Genomic DNA, 20806 nt, shown 5'->3' with positions numbered 1-20806 from the left:
CTGACCATTACGATCAGGTTTTTGTTGTATTGTATTTACAATTATTTTACTTCGAAAGAAGCTCGTCTTGCCATTTGTCTTGCATCAGCAGAAGATTTGTCTACGCTTGTATCTTCACCATAACCTTTATAAGAAAGTCTAGAAGAGTTAATACCTGCAGCGATTAGAATATCATAAACTGCTTTCGCTCTTTTCTCAGAAAGCTTCATGTTGTAATCTTCTGGACCTAATTCGTCAGCATATCCTTTGATTTCTACAGATACACCTGGATTTCTCTTCAAGAAGTTAGCTACATAATTTGCTGCGCTAATAGAGTAGCCTAATGGCTTAGAGCTATCGAAAGCATAGTAAACATTTACATAACCATCATTAATAGCCTTCTTCAAATAATCAACTTCTTCTCTTACTTCTTCAACAGGACATCCGTTTGTAGAAGCAGGTCCTGGCTGGAATGGACATTTATCCAAGTGGTCAGGCGTACCGTCACCGTCAGAATCTAAAGTAGTACCAGCAGAATTAACTCTTGCTCCAGCAGGTGTATTTGGTTCTTTGTCTAAGTAATCAGGAACTCCGTCACCATCAGAATCTTTCAACATATCTTTGATTCCGTTGATTTGAGAAGCAAGCTCTTCTTTTGTAGCGTATTTGTCAGCTGCAATATACCAGTCAGCGTGCTCTTCGCTTTTACCTAAGTAGAAGTTCAATCCAATAGTACCAGTCCACCAAGTACCGTTAGTACCGTAGTAACCATTCTCTAGATCTGGAAGAATCTCAGTAGATCCATCCCAAGATACAGTCTGACGACCATTCAAGATAGTAGAAATGTCACCAACCAAGGCGATATTTTTGGATAACTTTAACTGTGGAGTTAATCCGAATATCAAATTGTATACGATATCATTGGTTCCAGCAAATCTGTTGCTCTGTGGCTTAACAGCACCCATACCTGCACCACCGTGCAACAATAGGCCGAATGATCTGCTAAATGATTCAAAGTTTAAGACTCTTCCCATATTGGCCACACCTTGAAGGTTTAATCTCCAATAGTTTGTGTCAAATGGTTGAAGGCTATTTACTCTGTTACTATTTGCTTCGCTCATAGAGCCGAAACCATAATCGAGTTTTGCGCCAAATTTTTCATTGAACATATATCGAACTCCAAAGTCCACATGTCCAATATTTAAAGTAGGTGATAAGAACTGAGGAGCTAATGGAGCCATTGGCTTGTTAAAGCCACCATTAATTTCCAAAGACAACTTGTCGTAGTCTTGAGCATTGGCACCAATAGCCAAGGCTCCTGCCATAAGTGTTGAGAGTATTAGTTTTTTCATAACAAAAAATTTTTGTTCAAATTTTAAGTGTTTGATTGATGTGAATACAAATTTATAAACTTTTAATTTACTGCAAATCTAGATGAATTATTTAAATGCCAATTAACAAATAAAATAATCCTTGCGATTTTTTTCAAATAACAACAAAAACTTTACATAATTAATGCCAATATGAAATTATTATTCGATTTATTGAAAAAATTCGGTGTTTCCGGCGATGAGCAAGACACTACAAATTTTATCTTAGAATACATTGATAAACGGCAAAGATTCTGGAATGTTCAGCCTAAAGTGTTTTTCGGTGAAGAATTTCACGATTGTATTTTACTGAAGTTTGGGACTCCTCGTACAGCTCTTTTTGCACATATGGATACCATTGGGTTCATGGTACGGTATGAAAATCAACTGATTCCAGTGGGCGGACCAGAGTTTATCAAGGAGACAGAACTTGTTGGCCAAGATTCCCTCGGTAAAATCCATTGTAAATTAATTGGAGATGAAGATAGTCCCCTGCATGATTTTCCACGCGCAATTGAAAGGGGTACTAGACTAGCATTCTCTCAAAATGTAAGAATTGATGAAGAATTTATTCAGGCTGCCTATTTGGACAACAGGTTGGGGCTATACACCGCATTGCAAGTTTGTGAGACAATCCAAGATGGATGGGTCGTTTTTACTACATATGAGGAGCACGGTGGTGGAAGTATGCCGTTTTTATTGAAATTTATTCAAGAAACTTCACCTGTAAGACAAGCCTTAATAGCCGATATAACTTGGGTGACAGAAGGTGTCTTGCCACATAATGGAGTTGTTATCTCAATAAGAGATAAATTTATACCTCGTAAAAAATTCATAGATAAAGTGATTTCTCTTGCTGAAAAAAGTGGAATTCCTTTTCAATTGGAAGTGGAAGCATATGGAGGAAGTGATGGAAGAGAGGTTCAATTTTCACCTTATGCAATTGACTGGGTGTTTGTGGGCGCTGCAGAAGAAAATGTGCATACTCCAGATGAAAAAGTATCTTTGAAAGATCTGCAGTCAATGATTGAGATGCATAAATATTTAATGGATTCACTATAAATTATGGAAGTTCAGATAAAAGATAAAAGTTTTCAGGTTTTCATCAGGGAAGAAGAAATCAAACTTCGGCTTAGGGAGCTTGGTAATGAGATTTCAAAAGATTTTCATGGGCAGGAGCTAATCATGTTAGGAGTATTGAACGGCTCTTTCATCATATTTGCAGACCTATGTCGAGAGGTTCAAAGCGTTAAGCTATTAACTAGTTTTATCAGGATTTCTTCCTACTCTGGAACTGAATCTCAAGAAAAAGTAAAGGAAGTAATGGGATTAAATGACCCTATAGAAGGGAAAAATGTTTTGATAGTGGAAGATATTGTTGATACAGGAATCAGCATGAATTTCCTTTTAAAAACCCTGAAAACCCATAATCCTGCCTCGGTTTCTATAGCAACACTCTTATTTAAACCAGATGCTTTTCGTTTTAATTACCCGCTTAATTATGTGGGTTTTGAAATTCCCAATAAATTTGTGGTCGGTTATGGATTGGATTATGATGGGTATGGGAGAGAGCTTCCTGAAATTTATCAGTTAAAATGATCCGAATTAAAAAAAATTAGAATGTATAATATCGTTTTATTTGGCCCTCCAGGAGCTGGGAAAGGCACTCAAAGTGAAAAGCTGATTCAAAAATACGGACTGACGCATCTATCTACTGGAGACCTTTTTAGAAAACACTTAGGCGAAGGGACCGAATTGGGAAACTTGGCAAAAAAATATATGAATGAAGGGCGTTTGGTGCCTGATGAAGTCGTAATTGGGATGGTAGAAGAAAAAATTGCTTCCACTAAAAATTCCAAAGGTTTTATTTTTGACGGATTTCCAAGAACTACTGCTCAAGCTAGTGCACTTGATGAAATGCTTGAAAAGCACGGCATGAGTATTTCAGGAATGATCGCTTTAGATGTTCCTGAGGACGTACTGAAAGCCAGAATTAAAGAAAGGGGTAAGACTTCTGGTAGGGTGGATGACCAAGACGATGCAAAAATAAATACTAGGATTAAGGTTTACTTAGACGAAACTCTTCCAGTTGCTGATTATTATGAAAAGCAGGGGAAGTTCAAGAAAATCAATGGGGTAGGTGCTATCGATGAAATCTTCTCAGATATCACAAAGGTGATTGATAGTTACTGATTCCTTTAAAATTGCTAATTTTGCAATTCGAAATTTGGCTAAGCTGATTGCTTAGCCATTTTTATTTAAAGCAAATTATGGCTGATTCCAATTTTATAGATTACGTTAAGTTTTGTTCCAGATCAGGTGCTGGAGGTGCAGGATCTCTGCATTTTCGAAGAGAAAAGCATGTGCCGAAAGGAGGTCCTGATGGCGGAGATGGTGGAAGGGGAGGCCATATCATATTGAAAGGGAATGCCCAATTATGGACTTTGCTTCACTTGAAATATAAAAAGCACGTTATCGCTGAATCTGGAAAATCGGGCGAAGGTGGGAGACGCACTGGAGCCGACGGAAAAGATATCATTTTGGAAGTTCCATTAGGGACAGTTGCAAAAGATGCAGAGACTGGAGAGAAAAGATTTGAAATAACTGAAGACGGACAGGAAGTAATCCTCACCAAAGGAGGAAGAGGAGGTTTGGGAAATGATCATTTCAAATCCGCTACCAATCAGGCACCTCACTTTGCTCAGCCAGGAGAAACAGGTATTGAAGAATGGATTATTCTTGAACTCAAATTATTAGCTGATGTTGGCTTGGTAGGATTCCCAAATGCAGGCAAATCCACCCTCCTTTCATCAATTTCTGCTGCAAAGCCTGAAATAGGAGATTACCCGTTCACTACTCTCGTGCCAAATTTGGGAGTGGTGGCATATAGAGATGATAAGTCTTTTGTGATGGCTGATATACCCGGAATTATTGAGGGTGCAGCTGATGGAAAAGGCCTTGGAATAAGATTTTTGAGACATATAGAGCGAAACTCTATCCTTCTTTTCCTTATACCGGCAGATGCGGATAATATCAAAAAACAGTACAAAATATTACTGGGGGAACTTGAAAAGTATAATCCTGAGCTTTTAGATAAGCAGAGATTACTGGCAATTTCCAAGTCAGATATGTTGGATGATGAGTTGATGACTGAAATGAAAAATGAATTACCTGAGGGCATACCATCTGTTTTCATTTCAGCCGTAGCCCAAACCAACTTGGATAAATTAAAGGATATGATTTGGCAGGCTATCCACCAAGGATGAGTGCCACTTTGTCAGGTTGAGCTCTATGGCAATAATATTGATGAGTTAGAATAAACCAGCTATTGATTTATAATTTATGAAAAATAAGGAAGAAGAAGTAAAAGACAATCTTCAAGAGACAGTAGAGGAAACTCCCGAAAAGGAAGTGACTCAAGAGCAAGAAACTGATTCTACAGCAGATGATTCTTTAGCGAAACTTGAATCTGAATTAGCTGAGGTAAAAGATAAATATCTGAGACTCTATTCAGATTTTGAAAATTTCAGGAAGAGAAATGCGAAAGAACGACTTGACTTGATCAAAACTGCTTCTGAAGATGTGCTTAGAGATTTGATTCCAGTAGTTGATGATTTTGAAAGGGCCTTCAAAGCAAATGAAAGTGAAGAAGATGCTCAAAAAGTGCGTGAAGGAAATCAGTTGATTTTCCATAAGCTTTTGAAAATATTGGAAAACAAAGGGTTAAAGCCAATGGGTGATTTGATAGGGCAACCTTTTGATGCCGACACTCAAGAGGCGATTACTCAGATTCCAGCACCGAGTGAAGAAATGAAAGGAAAGGTAATTGACGTGGTAGAGAAAGGATACACCTTAGGAGATAAGGTGGTTCGCTTTGCCAAAGTTGTGACAGGAGCGTAATTATGGCAAAAAGAGACTATTATGAGGTATTGGGTATAAGCAAAAGCGCCTCAGCTGACGAGATCAAAAAGGCTTACAGAAAGCTTGCAATCCAATATCACCCCGATAAAAACCCGGATAATCCAGAAGCTGAAGAAAAATTTAAGGAAGCTGCAGAGGCCTACGAGGTCCTGAGCAATCCTGAGAAGAAACAGCGCTATGATCAATTCGGTCATCAAGGCCTTGGTGGAAACGGAGGCTTCGGTGGAGGAGGTATGAATATGGAAGATATCTTCTCCCAGTTTGGTGATATTTTTGGAGGAGGGGGAGGTTTCTCCTCATTCTTTGGTGGAGGTGGTGGAGGTAGACGTACCAAAAAAGGCACAAACCTTCGTGTAAAACTGAAGCTTAACCTTCAGGAAATCGCCAATGGTGTAGAGAAAAAAATCAAAGTTAAAAGGCATGTCATTGCCCCTGGCGTTACATTCAAGTCTTGTTCGACCTGTCAAGGATCTGGTCAGATAAAAAAGGTGGTAAATACCATGCTTGGTCAGATGGTTTCTGCTAGCACCTGCGGTGTTTGTGGAGGAAGTGGCCAAATAGTAGATAAAAAACCTGCTGAAGCAGATTCCAGAGGTCTTATTATCAAGGAAGAGGTGATTTCTATCAATATCCCTGGAGGAGTAGCTGAAGGAATGCAATTAAGTATGTCTGGAAAGGGAAATGAAATTCCAGGAGGAATCCCCGGCGATCTTTTAATAGTGATAGAAGAGGTTGAGGATAATACACTTCAAAGAGATGGAAATAACGTCATTTACGATCTTTATATCTCTTTCTTAGATGCTGCCTTGGGGGCTTCTGTGGAAGTTCCAACCATTGATGGAAAAGTGAAAATCAAAATAGATCCGGGTACTCAGTCTGGAAAAATGCTGAGACTGAAAGGAAAAGGAATCAAAGATATTAATGGCTATACCAAAGGAGATCAGTTGATTATGGTCAATGTGTGGACTCCTGCTCAATTGTCTAAAGAAGAAAGACAGACTTTGGAAGCCTTGAGAGATTCCGAAAATTTCAAACCGGATCCAGGAAGACAAGACAAATCCTTCTTTGATAAAATGAAAGAGTTTTTCTAAAATTTGATAAAGCCAGAAGCAATTCTGGCTTTTTTTATATTTTTAAAAACCTTTTCCATGTCAAGTCGTAACCTATCCGTATGCTGAGAAAATTCTGTCTGCTTTTTCTAGTAATCTTAGGTGGGGTAGGTGCAAGTAACGCGCAGTTGATTAAGGAGTATCGTGCTCCTGAAAAAGAAGGCTTCGATTTAGTATTATTCGAATTCTCTAGTTATAAAAGCTCTACACATCTTAAAAGGGTAAGGATTTCGGACCCTATTGCTATCCATGGTCACTTGGAGAAGGCTAATATTTTGCCTTATTTTTCACATCAGGTTAGCGATAATATTTTGTATTCTTCTCTCGTACATAAAAATGTGGAGTCAGATAACCTTGGTAAGAGTATTACCTCGAAAATTTTTTCATCGGGAAATGATGATTTTGGACATAGCTGGGATATCAGTCTAAACTCTAATTTTCTATATCATTTAGATTTTACATTAGGAGTAGGAAAAGCAGAATTTGACTTGGCACAGCTGCCTATCAGCCAGTTAAAAGTTAAAAGTGCCAGCGCAGATGTGAAAATCCACTACGGGAATGAAGATCCTAATAGAGTCAGGATGGATACATTGTTGGTTACCTTAAATATGGGTACTGTAAATGTACAGTCGGCTAATTTCACCAATGCCAAAAAAATGATTTTTGAGGTCAATTATGGCAATTTGAATTTGAATTTTAGCGATGGAATGTCCTCGTCCTCAAGTGTCATTGCAGCAGTAGGTGCCGGTACGTTGAAACTTAAACTTCCCCCTGAAAACTTCCCAGTTCGAATAAAAGTCCGAACAACTGCTATGTGCAGAACTTCTATCCCAAAATTTTTACGTTCTTTGGGAGATGAGACCTATGTGTCTAAAGGGTATGACCCTGATGACCCCAACCTACTAGAATTGATTGTTGATGTTGGTGTAGGATCTTTGACAGTAGAATAAGACCTTTTCAATGCTAGAAACCCGCAACCTTAATAAAACCTACGGCTTAAATAGAGCTCTTACAGATATTAATTTAAAAGTTCCCAAAGGAGTAATTTTTGGACTTTTGGGGCCCAATGGTGCGGGGAAGTCTACCTTGATTCGAATTATCAATCAAATTATAGATGCTGATTCCGGCGAGGTTTTGGTTGATGGGCAGCCCTTGGCTCCAAAACACATCAGTCTTATAGGATACCTTCCTGAGGAGCGTGGGCTTTATAAAAAAATGAAAGTCTGGGATCAAATGCTCTATTTTGCCAGACTCAAGGGCCTTTCCCAACAAGAAGCCAAAAAGCGAATCCATAACTGGCTTGCCAAGATGGAAATGAGCACATGGAAGGATAAAAAGATAGAAGACCTATCTAAAGGGATGGCTCAAAAAGTTCAGTTTATCTCTACGATTATTCACAACCCTCCCTTGTTAATTTTAGACGAGCCATTCTCTGGCTTTGATCCCGTGAATGCTGAAATCATCAAAGACCAAATTCTGGAACTGAGAAATCAAGGGACCACAGTCATTTTAAGTACGCATAGGATGGAATCCGTAGAGTTGCTTTGCGATCAGGTTGCTATGATCAATCGTTCGCACAAAATCTTAGACGGAACGATCAAAGAAGTAAAAAACAGCTACAGACCGGAAGTTTTTAGAATTAGTATTGACCAACCTACTCTTCCTATTCCTACTGAGTGGGCGGTTCAAACTGACGGAGAATCCGTGCATTTTACGCTGCCTTTGAGCGGTAAAACTCCCAATGAACTCTTGATAGAATTAATGAATTACGGACAAGTGTCCAATTTTCAAGAAGTAATTCCCAGTATGGAAGAAATTTTTATTCACCAGGTAAAATCAACTCAAAATGGATAAAATCTGGTTAGTCATTCAGAGAGAATACCTTTCTCGGGTAAAAAAGAAGTCCTTCTTATTGGCCACTTTGCTTACGCCGCTGATTTTTCCGGCAATCATGGCGATTTTTGTTTGGATTGCGGTAGAAGAGAAAGAGAACCAATCTCTAAGAATTATAGAAGTGGTGGATGAGAATAAGCTTTTTTTCATGGAAAGCTCTCAACAATATGCTTTTTCATTTTCCGATAGTAGTCCTGAGGAGGCAAAGCTTCTCGTTCAAAATGGAGACCGATATGGATTTTTATATATTCCTAAAATAGATTTAAAAAATCCTCAGGGCATTACCTTTTACGGAGAGGAAAATCCCAGCATGAGTCTGGTCTCTTACCTAGAGAGTAGTCTCAAGAAAAAAATTGAGGATCAGCGTCTTTACGATTCAGGAATCGACCCACAAATTCTATCAGATATTCGTACTTCAGTTGATTTGAAATCTATCACACTGAACCAAAAAGGAGAAGAAAAAGTATCCGATGCAACAGTCAATTACGCGATAGGGTTTTTAGCTGGAATTCTGATTTACATGTTTATTTTCATTTATGGAAATCAAATCATGCAAGGGGTAATTGAGGAGAAGTCCAGCCGGATTGTTGAAATACTGGTTTCATCTCTCAAACCCTTTCAGCTGATGATGGGGAAAATCGTCGGTATTGCCGGAGTGGGTTTAACCCAGCTTTTAATCTGGATTATTTTGATAGGCACTCTGACTACTGTGGTAACAGGAATTCTGGGCCTTCAAATGCCTCAAGAGCAAGCGATGGAATTGGCACAGGCTGATATGATTCAAACAGATAATTCTGAATTTGCTGAAATACTGCAAGTCATTGCAGGGATCGATTTTATCAGTATTATTTCCAGTTTTATATTTTACTTCTTAGGAGGCTATTTATTATATGGGGCCTTGTTTGCAGGTATTGGCTCTGCTGTGGATGCTCCTTCCGATGCTCAGCAATTCATGCTTCCAGTTACGGTTCCTTTGATAGTAGCCTACATGGGTTTGTTTGTATTTGTGTTGCAAGACCCAAATAGTACCACTTCTTTTTGGCTTTCTATTATCCCCTTGACTTCACCCATAGCCATGATGGGAAGGGTAAGTTATGGTGTTCCATTTTGGGAATTGGGACTCTCTATGCTCTTTTTGATTTTAGGGTTTTTGGCTACCACTTGGCTTGCTGGAAAAATCTATAGGATCGGTATTTTAATGCATGGCACCAAGCCATCCTACAAAACCCTTTGGAAGTGGATTAAATCTTCGAATTAAAAGAAAAGCGGAACCTGAAATTTACCTCAGTGTTCCGCTTTTCAATTGAATTAAAACTAGTTACTCTCTGAATTTATTTCAGGTATGCAGAGAGCATCCACACCACTTTTTCTTTGGCTGTGATATAATCACTCATCAATGTGACGGTACCCTCATCTCCTTGTTCGGAGGCAGAATCCAGTACTTCACGCTCTACTTTTAGTAAAGTATTTAGATTCTCTCGAACAATTTCCACCATTCTTTTAGAATCCTGAATTTCTCTCGCTTCCTTGATTTCAGAATTCTCAATATACTCTCCGTAAGAGGATAATGGTCTTCCTCCCAAGGTTAAAATCCGCTCTGCTACTTCATCCACGTTTTCATTCGCAGTAGTATAAAGCTCTTCAAACTTCGCATGGAGTTCAAAGAAATTTGGACCGCTTACATTCCAATGAAAGTTTCTCAGATTCTGATAGTAAATCTGATAATTGGCCAACAATAAATTTAACTTTTCTATAAGGGCTATACTGTCTTTTACGCCCAATCCGATGTCATTCGTTTTCATATTTTTATTTTGTTTTTGTCTTAGATTTAATACCTTAAATTTACTAAAATCCACTTCCTGAAGCCAACTGATAATATCTATAGCTGAGATATACTATCTATGGAATAAAGGAGTTAATAGCCTTAAAGGCCAAGTTAAACTGCATGAAAAACCGTTTCCAGGATCTTACATCAATCGACTTCTATCAAAACCGAAAACAAGTCAAATGGTTGGTTGTAATTGTATCTTTAATTATCGGAGCCGGCTCCATTTGGTATACCAACCGACTGGTGGAAGAACTCAGAGAGAGGGAAAGAAGACAGATAGAGCTCCTGTCCAGTGCACTTGAATATGCCGCGTCCAATACGGATAACCTAACTTTTATCAATCAGGAAATCATCCAGCAGAATTATTCTATTCCTGTAATTATGGTGGATGCCAGTGGTGAGCCTATAGAATTTCGAAATATACGATTCAAGAAAAATGCGGATGGAGAGGATTCTCTGAGGACTTTGGATATTGAATTGGAAAAAATGAAGGCCGAATATGAGCCTATTCTACTTCGGGAAGCAGATATTCTGGTTTACTATCGCAATTCCGAATTGCTCATCAATTTGAAATATTATCCTTATGTGCAACTGGCGGTAATTTTGATTTTTGGAATGCTGGCCTATGCAATTTTTAACCAAAGTAAAATCGCAGAGCAAAATCGGGTTTGGGCAGGACTGACCAAGGAAACTGCCCATCAATTGGGAACTCCGATCGCCTCTTTGATGGCTTGGATAGATTATCTCAGAAACTCTCCTGTTTGGGAAGAAAATAAGGAGATTATCACTGAAATGGATAAGGATGTCGTGAAGTTGAGAATGGTAACGGAGCGATTTTCAAGTATTGGAAGCAAGCCTATGATTCAGGCTGAGAACTTATATCAGGTCATAGAAGAAACGATCACTTATCTCCGGCCAAGAATTTCGACCAAAGTGGATTTAAATATTAAGGCTGACTCCAGAGATTTGGATGCCATGATGAATAAACCCCTTTTTGAATGGGTGATAGAAAATATCTGTAAAAATGCTGTTGATGCCATGAAGGGCAAAGGGACGATCACTATTGAGCTGCTTCAAGACAGTGATAAATTTGTCATCATAGATATTACAGATAATGGAAAGGGGATGGAAAAACGACTTTTCAGAAAAGTCTTTAATCCCGGTTTTTCTACCAGACAGCGTGGATGGGGCTTAGGGTTGACTTTGGCTAAAAGAATCATAGAAAGTTACCACGGAGGTAAAATTTTTGTTAAAAGCTCAGAAGTTGGAGTTGGCACTACTTTTAGAATTGTCTTACTCAGCACTTTGGAGGGTGCAGAACAGTTTGTCACAGAAGGAATTTTGGAATATTGAGGAATTATCGAAAACAGATTGACGATTTGCGAAAATAAATCGGAACTCCATGCTTTATCCTCAAGCTTGAACAATCAGGGATAAGTTTGATATCCTTATTAGTAACTCTAAATTCCTAAATCCATTTTCCTTACCTTTGCAGGCTGAAAGAAAGGACTCATGAGTTTGAATAAGGAAATCAGTAAGAGAAGAACTTTTGCCATCATTGCCCACCCGGATGCAGGGAAAACTACCTTGACCGAAAAACTTTTGCTTTTTGGAGGAGCGATCAATACTGCAGGTGCTGTCAAATCCAATAAGATTGATACAGCAACCAAGTCTGACTGGATGGAAATCGAGAAGCAAAGAGGTATTTCCGTGGCAACCTCTGTGATGGGCTTCGAATATAAAGACACCAAAATCAATTTGCTGGATACTCCTGGTCACCAGGATTTCGCAGAAGATACTTACCGAACCCTGACAGCTGTGGACTCGGTTATTATGGTAATTGACTGTGTAAAAGGGGTGGAGATTCAGACTGAAAAGCTGATGGAAGTCTGCCGGATGAGAAATACTCCAGTTATTTGCTTTATCAATAAGTTGGATAGAGAAGGAAGGGATCCTTACGATTTATTAGATGAGGTAGAGCAAAAGTTGAATATTCAATGCCGACCACTTTCTTGGCCGATTGGAATGGGTAAAAGTTTCAAGGGTGTATACAATCTTTACGATAAGAAGCTTAATCTTTTCACACCTTCTCAGCGAAAGCTTTCCGATGACCGAACTACCTTTGAAAATTTAGAAGATTCTGAATTGGATACCTTGATTGGGCAGAATGCTGCAAACCAACTTCGGGAAGATGTGGAGCTGATTGATGGGGTATATCCAGAATTTGATCCGAAAGAGTATTTAGAGGGAAAAGTTGCCCCCGTGTTTTTTGGATCTGCGGTTAATAATTTCGGAGTGAATGAAATGCTGGATACTTTTATCAAAATTGCCCCTGCACCTAAAAGCAGGAATACAGATGTAAGAGAGGTGAAACCGGACGAATCCAAGTTTTCAGGATTTGTTTTTAAAATCCATGCGAACATGGATCCTAATCACCGAAATAGAATTGCCTTTTTGAGGATTTGCTCTGGCAAATTTGAACGAAACAAGCCGTACAACCACGTAAGAGGACCCAAGCCACTTCGTTTTTCAAATGTGACTCAGTTTATGGCTCAAGATAAAGAGATCATAGACGAGGCTTTTCCAGGTGACATTGTGGGTTTGTATGATACAGGAAATCTAAAAATCGGCGACACATTAACGGATGGGGAGAATATGGTCTTCACGGGAATTCCTAGTTTCTCGCCGGAGATCTTTAGAGAAGTGGTCAACAAAGACGCTATGAAGACCAAGCAATTGGAAAAAGGGCTGAAGCAATTGATGGAAGAAGGAGTAGCCCAGCTGTTTACCTTCGATATGGGTTCTCGAAAAGTAGTCGGTACTGTGGGGCAGCTTCAATTTGAAGTGATTCAATTCCGATTGAAAAATGAATACAATGCCACGGTGGAATTCCATCCGATGAATCTATACAAAGCCTGCTGGATCAGTAGTAAGGATAAAAAGCAATTGGATGAGTTTGTTCGATCAAAGAACCGCCATATTGCTCATGATAAAGACGGGAAACTGGTCTTTATGGCCGAATCCAAAGCCTGGCTTCAGATGGTTCAGGACAATTATCCTGAGATTGAATTTCACTTTACATCGGAGTTTTAAATTACTCATCCTCCAAGAGATTTGAAAACTTGGAGGGTTTTTAATCTAATCTTTAATTTTGACTCGATTTTTTTAAAGCCTTTTTCCAAAGAAGTGAAGTTATTGATTTAGAAATAACTCTATAAATTTAAACTTCTGTCCATTAAATAAACCCTTATCACTCAGTTTCAAGTCCGGAATCACCAGCAGAGCCATAAAGCTTAGTGTCATAAAGGGAGAATTTAGGGTGGAACCCATTTCCTTGGCCATTCGGTCGATTTGGGTATAGGCTTCTGCCACCTGATAGCCGTCATCGGGAGACATAATGCCTCCTACGGGGAGTGGAAGGATTTCTTCCTTTTTTTTCGAAACTGCGGAAATCCCGCCTTTTGCATCGATTAGGAGATTCACCGCCCTGCAAATCGATTCGTCATCCACGCCTACTGCAATGATATTATGCGAATCATGCCCTACCGAGGAAGCAATCGCCCCAGCTTTCAAACCGAAGTTTTTGATAAATGCCACAGCAGGAGGAGCATCTTCGTAGCGGTTGACTACAGTAATTTTCAGGATGTCTTTTTCCAGATTGGATTCTGCCAATCCCTCGCGAAGTATGATTTCTCCAGCTATCTCTGGAGTGATCAACTGTCCATCAAGTGCTTCAATGACTCTAACCTTGTTTCCGGAAGCAGGGATTTGAAAGTCTTCCGGCTTTTTGAGAGAGGTATGAAAATTATTGATCAACTCATTTTTGATGCTTGGAATCAGCGTCTTTCCGTTTTCAGCGACTTTTTGTCCTTGTATATAAGAGGCGAGTACTTCAAATTTCTCCAGGTCTTTCACCAGGATAAAATCTGCTGGGTCTCCGGCTTTGAGTTGCCCTACATTCAATGAATAGTGTTGGATGGGATTAATGCAGGCTGCCCGAAGTACATCAAAAACGTCCTTTCCTTTGGCTATTGCACGTGCAGCTAATTGATTAATATGAGAAACGGCCAAATTATCTGGATGCTTATCGTCTGAGCAAAACATGATCATCTCTGGATAATCATCTATCAAGTCGATGAGTGCTTCAAAGTTTTTGGCTGCCGATCCTTCTCTGATCGAAATTTTCATTCCGAGTTTTATTTTCCCCAAAGCCTCTTCGTAGGTAAAGCATTCATGGTCCGTACTCGGTCCTGCTTTCACGTATTTTTCGGCTAATTCTCCCTTGAGTCCAGGAGCATGCCCATCTATTGGCTTCCCATATTTTTGGGAAATTCTGATTTTCTCCAAGACCAAAGGATCCTGATTGACGGTTCCGGGCCAATTCATCATTTCTGCCAGATAATGAATTTCCGGTCTGCTCATCAGGGTTTCTATATCCGATGCATCAATTTCTCCACCAGCTGTCTCAAAAGGCGTAGCAGGCACAGAGGAAGGAGCGCCAAAATAGAATTTGAATGGAACCTGATTTCCATTCTCAATCATATATTCTACTCCCGCCATACCACAGACATTGGCAATCTCATGAGGATCGGAGATAGTTGCCACCGTGCCGTGAGTAACGGCTAATCGGGCAAATTCTGACGGGACCAGCATGGATGATTCCACATGTACGTGAGCGTCAATAAATCCAGGCATCAGGTAGGGTATATCTCCTCTTACGAAAGTGGGCCGGATGGAAGCAATTTCCCCTTTTAAAACTTCGAGCTCCACTGGATAAATTCTCCTTTGATGTATGTCTACATATCTGGCTATGATGATCATGAAATCTGATTTATATCAATAAAATAAAAATGGGGAAAATCCTCTCCCAAAAATTCGTTTGGATTAAAACTACTATATTTGCGACGGAATTAAAAAGGAGCGAAAGCTGGATTTTTGAATGGGTAAAATTGTCATCGCCATAGATGGATATTCGGGTTGTGGTAAAAGCTCTACAGCTAAGGCAGTTGCCAAAGAATTGGGCTATACCTACATTGATTCGGGTGCCATGTATCGGGCAGCTACGCTTCATTTCTTGGATAACTATCTTGCCCCATCCAATCCTCAGGATGTTTCAAAAGGATTGAAATCACTTGAAATCGAATTTCATCCGAACCCTGATACGGGAAAACAAGAAACCTATTTGAATGGAGTTAACGTAGAATCTAAAATACGTAGCATGCGCGTTTCCGAGAAGGTTAGCGAGATAGCTAAAATCAAGGAAATCAGAAAGGAACTGGTAGCGCAACAGCAACGTTTAGGTAAATCAAAAGGTGTGGTGATGGATGGAAGGGATATAGGTTCGGTAGTATTTCCCGATGCTGAATTAAAAATATTTATGACGGCAGATTTGGAGACTAGAGCTTATAGAAGGCAACAAGAAATGCTGGAAAAAGGCGATATGATCGATCTGGATGATATTCAGCAAAATCTAGCCGAAAGAGATAGAATAGATTCTTCCAGAAGTGAAAGTCCACTGATCCAAGTGGAGGATGCCATCGAAATAGACACCAGTAATCTCAGCTTTGTGGAGCAAGTTGCACAGATTGTGTATTTGGCCAAGCAAAAAATTAATCCTAGAGAAGATTATGCAAGTAACCATCGATAAGAATTCGGGCTATTGCTTTGGAGTAGAATTTGCCATCAAAATGGCAGAGGATGAAATGGAGCAATCAGAAAAACTCTATTGCCTGGGAGATATCGTTCATAATGATATGGAGGTCAAGCGGCTCGCTGAAAAGGGCCTAGTGGTGATAGATAGAGATCAATTGTCTGAACTGAGTGATTGCAAAGTATTGATCCGTGCCCACGGTGAACCCCCGGAGACTTATAAAACTGCCATAGAAAACAACATAGAGCTGATTGATGCATCTTGTCCGGTAGTCCTAAAATTGCAGCATCGTGTCAAAACCGCTTTTGATAAAATGGAGCGGGAAAATGGCCAAATCGTAATTTATGGAAAAAAGGGACATGCAGAAGTGATTGGCTTGACTGGTCAAACTTTGGAAAAGGCCATCGTTGTGATGGAAGATGCTGATTTGGAGAAAATCGATTTTAATAAGCCGGTTACACTGTTCAGTCAGACCACAAAAAGTACCAAAGGCTTTTATGAGCTTTCTCAGAAAATTGAAGAGAGAATTAAAGCGGCCAAAGGTGAATTGACAGAAGTGGATTTCAATGCAAATGATTCAATCTGTCGGCAGGTTTCTAACCGAGAGCCTCAGCTTCAGCGATTTGCGCAAGAAAATGATGTGATTTTATTTGTTTCCGGTAAAAAAAGCTCAAATGGTAAAGCACTTTACCAAGTTTGTTTGAGTGAAAATCCCAGAAGTTATTTCATAGAAAACGAAACAGAAATGGATCCAGACTGGTTTCAGCCAACAGATAAAGTTGGAATCTGCGGAGCCACTTCTACTCCCATGTGGCTGATGGAGCAAGTCAAAAGCCACTTGGAATCTATGGAAGAGAATGCATTGCTAGCTTAAACCATAAATCAACCTTTTGGAATCAAAGGGAAACTTTCTATAAGAAATTCAAAGATAAACTTCCAGATACTCTATAAATAAAGAGGTTATTTATTAGATTTGGGGCGTTTTTCAAAAGCTCATAGTTCAAAAACAGATATGTCTAAAATAGTGAAGCTTAAGAAAGGTTTTGACATCAACCTGGCAGGAAAGGCTAAGCAAGAGCTGGCTGATTTTGCTCCCGCTCAAACCTTCGCAATTAAGCCGACAGACTTTATTGGTCTTCAAAGACCAAAAGTACTTGTCAATGAGGGAGATGCAGTGAAGGCTGGTACTCCAATCCTGTTCGATAAGGCCTTGGACCAAGTCATGTATGTGGCGCCGGTATCAGGTGAAATCGTTGAAGTCAAAAGGGGTGAAAAGCGAAAGCTACTCGAAATCAAAATTTTGGCGGATAAAGAAAACTCTTTCGAAGACCTGGGAAAAATTAACCTGGCATCTATCGATAGAGAGTCTCTAGTCCAAAAACTAACCCAAAGTGGAGTTTGGCCAAATTTGATTCAGCGTCCATTTGGAGTTGTAGCTAATCCTGCAGATACTCCAAAGGCTATTTTCATTTCTGCTTTTGATACGCATCCATTGGCTCCTGATTTGGGATTCACCCTTCAAGGTGAAGATTCTTATTTTCAGGCTGGTTTGGACGCTTTGGCCAAATTGACTGAAGGAAAAATTCACCTCAATGTGGATGGTTCTAAGTCAGTACCTGCGATTTTCTCGCAGGCTAAAGGTGTTCAGATCAATCAATTCTCCGGTCCACATCCTGCAGGTAATGTGGGTGTGCAAATTCATCACCTAGACCCTATCAACAAGGGTGAAATTGCTTGGACTATTTCTCCGGCAGGGGTGGTACAGATCGGTAAATTGATAGTGAATGGTGTATTTGATGCTTCTAAAGTCATTGCCATCACTGGTTCAGAATTGACCAAAACTGCCTACGTGAAAACAAAGGTTGGAGCTTGTGTATCCACTTTTGTAAAAGGAAATTTGAACAGCGGGCATGTTAGAGTGATCTCTGGCAATGTATTGACAGGAGAGAAAATCTCTATGGAAGGTTATTTAGGGTTCTATCACAACCAGATCACTGTAATCCCTGAAGGAGATTATTATGAGTTCTTAGGTTGGGCGAAGCCTACCACCGAAAAGCTAAGCTATCACAGAGCTTTAGGCTTACTTTCCTTCCTAAAACCAAACAAAGAATATGTACTTGACTCTAATGCTAGAGGAGAGGAAAGAGCATTTGTTCAAACCGGTGTGTTTGAATCAGTAACTCCGATGGATATTCTTCCAGTTTATTTATTGAAAGCCATCATGGCGGAGGATTTTGATGAAATGGAAGAATTGGGAATCTATGAGATCGTAGAAGAGGATTTGGCACTTTGTGAATTTGTCGATGTGTCCAAGCATCCTGTGCAGGAGTTGGTAAGAAAAGGTATAGAATTAATCCAATACAGTTAATCCATATGAAGTTTCTAAGAGATTTAATGGACAAGCAGAAGCCTCTTTTTGAAAAAGGGGGCAAGCTTGAAAGTTTATATTACGCATTTGAGGCGGGTGAGACCTTCCTTTTCTCACCAAATCATACCACAGGAATCAAAGGTGCCCAAGTAAAGGATGCCATTGACCTGAAGCGAATGATGATCACTGTAGTGGTGGCCATGATTCCTTGCTTGTTGTTTGGTATTTACAATGTTGGGCATCAAAGTTTGTTGGCCACTGGTGAAACAGCAGGTTTGTGGGAAAATTTTGGAGATAAAGCCCTAATCGGTTTGCAATTGGTTCTTCCAATCATTATTGTAGCTTATGCTGCTGGTGGTTTGGTAGAGGCCACATTTGCTGTGATTAGAAAGCACCCTATCAACGAAGGCTTCTTGGTAACAGGGATGTTGATTCCTTTGGTAGTTCCTGCTACTACACCTTTATGGCAAGTTGCCTTGGCTACCGTTTTTGCTGTAGTTATTGCAAAAGAAGTTTTTGGCGGTACAGGGATGAATATCCTGAACGTGGCCATGACAGCAAGAGCATTCTTATACTTTGCTTATCCTGCACAGATTTCAGGTGACCAAGTTTGGACTTATTTAGGCGATAAAGCTGCAGTTGACGGTTTCTCAGGAGCAACTGCCTTGGCTGTTGCCTATAATGCCGGAGTAGATGGTGTGCCTGTGACCGAAGCTTTAGCCAGTCATAACACTGCACTGGGTTCAGATTTGTTCAGCTTCGCTAACATGTTTATGGGATGGATTCCTGGTTCAATTGGGGAGACTTCCACATTGATGGCATTGGTTGGAGCTTTGATTTTGATCGGTACAGGAGTAGCAAGCTGGAAGATTATCGTTTCCGGTTTCGCAGGAGCATACATCATGGGATTCGTGATGAATCTTTTTGCTGTAAATGAATACATGGCAATGCCTCCTCAATATCACTGGGTGATGGGTGGATTGGCCTTCGGTATCGTTTTTATGGCAACTGATCCTGTTTCAGCATCACAGACTGAAACTGGTAAATGGATTTATGGATTATTGATAGGTTTCTTGACCGTGATCATTCGAGTTACAAACCCAGCCTATCCAGAGGGAATTATGCTAGCCGTTCTATTTATGAACGTTTTCGCTCCTCTGATCGACTATTATGTAGTAAAAGCAAACAAAACAAGGAGGTTACAACGTGCAACAGTCTAACGCTTATATCATCACATTCTCGGTCATTTTGACCGTAGTTCTTGGCTTGCTTCTTTCAGGTACTTCCCAAGTTTTGGGTCCTATGCAAAGAGAAGCTGAAGCTTTGGATAAAAAGAAGCAGATTCTGGGCGCGGTTATTTCAGGCGATGAAATTGACGCAATGTCTCCAGAAGAAGTAAATGCCTTCTATACCAATAGAATTTCTTCCACTGTGGTGGATATCAACGGACAGGAAGTAAAAGAGCAGGGTGGTGTAGCTGTTTCTGCGGAGACGGTTGACATTGCTAAGAATTATAAAAAGCCTGCTGACCAACGTCTTTATCCGGTATTCATTTTCCATAAAGAAGGAGATTCAGAAGCAGTAGAATCTTATATTTTCCCTTTGTATGGTGCTGGATTATGGGATGCCATCTGGGGATATTTGGCCTTAGATACAGATATGAATACTGTAGGTGGTATTACTATGGCTCACGCTGGCGAAACTCCAGGCCTAGGAGCTAGAATTACCGAACCTGGGGTGCAGGAAAGATATGTGGGAAAAGAAATTTTCAATGAATCTGGGGAATTGGTAGCCGTTTCCATGCAAAAAGGAGAAGGCAAAGACTATTCTGACAATCCTCACCAAGTAGATGGCATGTCAGGAGCAACGATTACCGGTAACGGAGTAAATACCATGTTGCAAAATTACCTAGGTCATTATAAAGCCTATATAGAATCTAAGAAAGGTTCTAAGGCGATGGCTGCTGCATTTTAATCATTATTCAACTCAAGAATTTTATACTAATGAGTGCTGAAACTGTAGAAAAAGCGATTGAGAAAAAGCCTTCAGAGGCTCTTCTTTCCAAGCGCCGCAAAAAATTAATAAGTGATCCTTTGGTGGATGATAACCCAATCACCATTCAGGTATTGGGAATCTGTTCTGCTTTGGCGGTGACTACTCAAATGAAGCCAACTTTGGTAATGGCGATTTCGGTAATTTTCGTAGTAGTAATGGCCAACTTGACCATTTCACTATTAAGAAACACCATTCCTAGCCGAGTACGTATTATCGTTCAGCTGGCCGTTGTAGCTACCTTGGTAACGCTTGTTTCTGAGATTTTGAGAGCTTTCGCTTACGATATGTATAAAGAGCTTTCTGTATTCGTAGGTTTGATTATTACCAACTGTATCGTAATGGGTCGTTTAGAAGCGTTTGCTTTGGGTAACAAGCCTTACGATTCTATTTTGGATGGTTTTGGGTCTGCTTTAGGATACTCTTGGATTATTTTGACAGTAGCTTTCTTTAGAGAGCTTTGGGGATCAGGATCTGTATTCGGAATTCCGGTTTTCGATTATGTGTCAGGAATCTTTGGAGATGACTTCTCTTTAGCTACCAATGGTTTGATGGTATCTCCTGTAGGAGCTTTCATCATCCTAGGTTTGATCATTTGGGTACAGCGTACCAAAACAGGTTATGTTGAACACTAAA

20 protein-coding genes are annotated in these 20806 nt (G+C 39.9%); 17 read left to right on the top strand and 3 right to left on the bottom strand.

Annotated elements, in window-relative coordinates:
• Positions 1–41: 41 nt before the first annotated feature.
• Positions 42–1331, bottom strand: a complete 1290-nt coding sequence (locus BM073_RS14155; protein WP_091654973.1) for an OmpA family protein — start codon at positions 1329–1331, stop codon at positions 42–44.
• A gap of 171 nt (positions 1332–1502) precedes the next feature.
• On the opposite strand from BM073_RS14155, the gene BM073_RS14150 reads away from it, so the two are divergent.
• From BM073_RS14150 to BM073_RS14110, 9 genes are all read left to right on the top strand, one after another.
• On the top strand, positions 1503–2411 hold the full coding sequence (locus BM073_RS14150) for a M20/M25/M40 family metallo-hydrolase (protein WP_091654972.1): 909 nt from the start codon (positions 1503–1505) through the stop codon (positions 2409–2411).
• Positions 2412–2414: 3 nt separating this feature from the next.
• A complete protein-coding gene (hpt, locus tag BM073_RS14145) occupies positions 2415–2948 on the top strand; it encodes a hypoxanthine phosphoribosyltransferase (RefSeq protein WP_091654971.1) in 534 nt (177 codons plus the stop codon).
• 21 nt (positions 2949–2969) lie between these two features.
• Entirely contained in the window at positions 2970–3542 is a 573-nt protein-coding gene (locus tag BM073_RS14140) for an adenylate kinase (RefSeq protein WP_091654970.1), read from the top strand.
• A 77-nt stretch (positions 3543–3619) separates the two neighbouring features.
• Complete coding sequence (obgE, locus tag BM073_RS14135) at positions 3620–4615, top strand: GTPase ObgE (protein ID WP_091654969.1); 996 nt, start codon at positions 3620–3622, stop codon at positions 4613–4615.
• Between the two features lie 76 nt (positions 4616–4691).
• Positions 4692–5249 (top strand): nucleotide exchange factor GrpE, encoded by a 558-nt coding sequence (locus BM073_RS14130; RefSeq protein ID WP_091654968.1) that lies wholly within the window; start codon positions 4692–4694, stop codon positions 5247–5249.
• Positions 5250–5251: 2 nt separating this feature from the next.
• Positions 5252–6361, top strand: coding sequence for a molecular chaperone DnaJ (gene dnaJ, locus BM073_RS14125; RefSeq protein ID WP_091654967.1), 1110 nt, complete (start codon positions 5252–5254; stop codon positions 6359–6361).
• An 80-nt stretch (positions 6362–6441) separates the two neighbouring features.
• A complete protein-coding gene (locus BM073_RS14120) occupies positions 6442–7329 on the top strand; it encodes a toast rack family protein (RefSeq protein ID WP_091654966.1) in 888 nt (295 codons plus the stop codon).
• 10 nt (positions 7330–7339) lie between these two features.
• Complete coding sequence (locus BM073_RS14115) at positions 7340–8233, top strand: ABC transporter ATP-binding protein (RefSeq protein WP_091654965.1); 894 nt, start codon at positions 7340–7342, stop codon at positions 8231–8233.
• Positions 8226–9530: an ABC transporter permease gene (locus BM073_RS14110; RefSeq protein WP_091654964.1), complete on the top strand. Its 1305-nt coding sequence runs from the start codon at positions 8226–8228 to the stop codon at positions 9528–9530. The genes BM073_RS14115 and BM073_RS14110 overlap by 8 nt, the downstream gene beginning before the upstream one ends.
• 73 nt (positions 9531–9603) lie before the next feature.
• Here the strand turns inward: BM073_RS14110 and BM073_RS14105 are convergent, their stop codons facing one another.
• Positions 9604–10074, bottom strand: a complete 471-nt coding sequence (locus tag BM073_RS14105; protein ID WP_091654963.1) for a Dps family protein — start codon at positions 10072–10074, stop codon at positions 9604–9606.
• A 143-nt stretch (positions 10075–10217) separates the two neighbouring features.
• Between BM073_RS14105 and BM073_RS14100 the strand changes: the two genes are divergently transcribed.
• Positions 10218–11453: a sensor histidine kinase gene (locus BM073_RS14100; RefSeq protein ID WP_091654962.1), complete on the top strand. Its 1236-nt coding sequence runs from the start codon at positions 10218–10220 to the stop codon at positions 11451–11453.
• 159 nt (positions 11454–11612) lie between these two features.
• Positions 11613–13193 (top strand): peptide chain release factor 3, encoded by a 1581-nt coding sequence (locus tag BM073_RS14095; protein ID WP_091654961.1) that lies wholly within the window; start codon positions 11613–11615, stop codon positions 13191–13193.
• A 99-nt stretch (positions 13194–13292) separates the two neighbouring features.
• On the opposite strand, the gene ade is transcribed toward BM073_RS14095, so the two are convergent.
• Positions 13293–14921 (bottom strand): adenine deaminase, encoded by a 1629-nt coding sequence (gene ade, locus BM073_RS14090; RefSeq protein ID WP_091654960.1) that lies wholly within the window; start codon positions 14919–14921, stop codon positions 13293–13295.
• Between the two features lie 118 nt (positions 14922–15039).
• Between ade and cmk the strand changes: the two genes are divergently transcribed.
• From cmk to BM073_RS14060, 6 genes are all read left to right on the top strand, one after another.
• Positions 15040–15747, top strand: coding sequence for a (d)CMP kinase (gene cmk / locus BM073_RS14085; RefSeq protein WP_091654959.1), 708 nt, complete (start codon positions 15040–15042; stop codon positions 15745–15747).
• Positions 15728–16624: a 4-hydroxy-3-methylbut-2-enyl diphosphate reductase gene (locus tag BM073_RS14080; protein WP_091654958.1), complete on the top strand. Its 897-nt coding sequence runs from the start codon at positions 15728–15730 to the stop codon at positions 16622–16624. The genes cmk and BM073_RS14080 overlap by 20 nt, the downstream gene beginning before the upstream one ends.
• 138 nt (positions 16625–16762) lie before the next feature.
• Complete coding sequence (locus BM073_RS14075) at positions 16763–18118, top strand: Na(+)-translocating NADH-quinone reductase subunit A (protein ID WP_091654957.1); 1356 nt, start codon at positions 16763–16765, stop codon at positions 18116–18118.
• A 5-nt stretch (positions 18119–18123) separates the two neighbouring features.
• The gene (locus BM073_RS14070) at positions 18124–19338 is read left to right on the top strand and encodes an NADH:ubiquinone reductase (Na(+)-transporting) subunit B (RefSeq protein WP_091654956.1); all 1215 of its coding nucleotides are present in this window, start codon (positions 18124–18126) and stop codon (positions 19336–19338) included.
• On the top strand, positions 19325–20092 hold the full coding sequence (gene nqrC / locus BM073_RS14065; RefSeq protein ID WP_091654955.1) for an NADH:ubiquinone reductase (Na(+)-transporting) subunit C: 768 nt from the start codon (positions 19325–19327) through the stop codon (positions 20090–20092). Before BM073_RS14070 ends, nqrC begins: the two co-directional genes overlap by 14 nt.
• A gap of 29 nt (positions 20093–20121) precedes the next feature.
• Positions 20122–20805: an NADH:ubiquinone reductase (Na(+)-transporting) subunit D gene (locus tag BM073_RS14060; RefSeq protein ID WP_091654954.1), complete on the top strand. Its 684-nt coding sequence runs from the start codon at positions 20122–20124 to the stop codon at positions 20803–20805.
• Position 20806 lies beyond the last annotated feature (1 nt).

Origin of the sequence: Algoriphagus ornithinivorans (genome assembly GCF_900115305.1) — a bacterium.
Taxonomy (GTDB): Bacteria; Bacteroidota; Bacteroidia; order Cytophagales; family Cyclobacteriaceae; genus Algoriphagus; species Algoriphagus ornithinivorans.
The sequence above is the reverse complement of the archived record's forward strand: the minus strand, read 5'-3'. Positions and strand labels throughout refer to the sequence as shown.

Coding starts and splice junctions, on each gene's coding strand:
- dnaJ (WP_091654967.1), top strand. CDS start 5,252: ATGGCAAAAAGAGACTATTATGAGGTATTGGGTATAAGCAAAAGCGCC.
- BM073_RS14115 (WP_091654965.1), top strand. CDS start 7,340: ATGCTAGAAACCCGCAACCTTAATAAAACCTACGGCTTAAATAGAGCT.
- BM073_RS14100 (WP_091654962.1), top strand. CDS start 10,218: ATGAAAAACCGTTTCCAGGATCTTACATCAATCGACTTCTATCAAAAC.
- BM073_RS14080 (WP_091654958.1), top strand. CDS start 15,728: ATGCAAGTAACCATCGATAAGAATTCGGGCTATTGCTTTGGAGTAGAA.
- BM073_RS14150 (WP_091654972.1), top strand. CDS start 1,503: ATGAAATTATTATTCGATTTATTGAAAAAATTCGGTGTTTCCGGCGAT.
- BM073_RS14075 (WP_091654957.1), top strand. CDS start 16,763: ATGTCTAAAATAGTGAAGCTTAAGAAAGGTTTTGACATCAACCTGGCA.
- hpt (WP_091654971.1), top strand. CDS start 2,415: ATGGAAGTTCAGATAAAAGATAAAAGTTTTCAGGTTTTCATCAGGGAA.
- cmk (WP_091654959.1), top strand. CDS start 15,040: ATGGGTAAAATTGTCATCGCCATAGATGGATATTCGGGTTGTGGTAAA.
- BM073_RS14130 (WP_091654968.1), top strand. CDS start 4,692: ATGAAAAATAAGGAAGAAGAAGTAAAAGACAATCTTCAAGAGACAGTA.
- BM073_RS14095 (WP_091654961.1), top strand. CDS start 11,613: ATGAGTTTGAATAAGGAAATCAGTAAGAGAAGAACTTTTGCCATCATT.
- obgE (WP_091654969.1), top strand. CDS start 3,620: ATGGCTGATTCCAATTTTATAGATTACGTTAAGTTTTGTTCCAGATCA.
- BM073_RS14105 (WP_091654963.1), bottom strand. CDS start 10,074: ATGAAAACGAATGACATCGGATTGGGCGTAAAAGACAGTATAGCCCTT.
- BM073_RS14070 (WP_091654956.1), top strand. CDS start 18,124: ATGAAGTTTCTAAGAGATTTAATGGACAAGCAGAAGCCTCTTTTTGAA.
- ade (WP_091654960.1), bottom strand. CDS start 14,921: ATGATCATCATAGCCAGATATGTAGACATACATCAAAGGAGAATTTAT.
- BM073_RS14120 (WP_091654966.1), top strand. CDS start 6,442: ATGCTGAGAAAATTCTGTCTGCTTTTTCTAGTAATCTTAGGTGGGGTA.
- BM073_RS14155 (WP_091654973.1), bottom strand. CDS start 1,331: ATGAAAAAACTAATACTCTCAACACTTATGGCAGGAGCCTTGGCTATT.
- BM073_RS14110 (WP_091654964.1), top strand. CDS start 8,226: ATGGATAAAATCTGGTTAGTCATTCAGAGAGAATACCTTTCTCGGGTA.
- BM073_RS14140 (WP_091654970.1), top strand. CDS start 2,970: ATGTATAATATCGTTTTATTTGGCCCTCCAGGAGCTGGGAAAGGCACT.
- BM073_RS14060 (WP_091654954.1), top strand. CDS start 20,122: ATGAGTGCTGAAACTGTAGAAAAAGCGATTGAGAAAAAGCCTTCAGAG.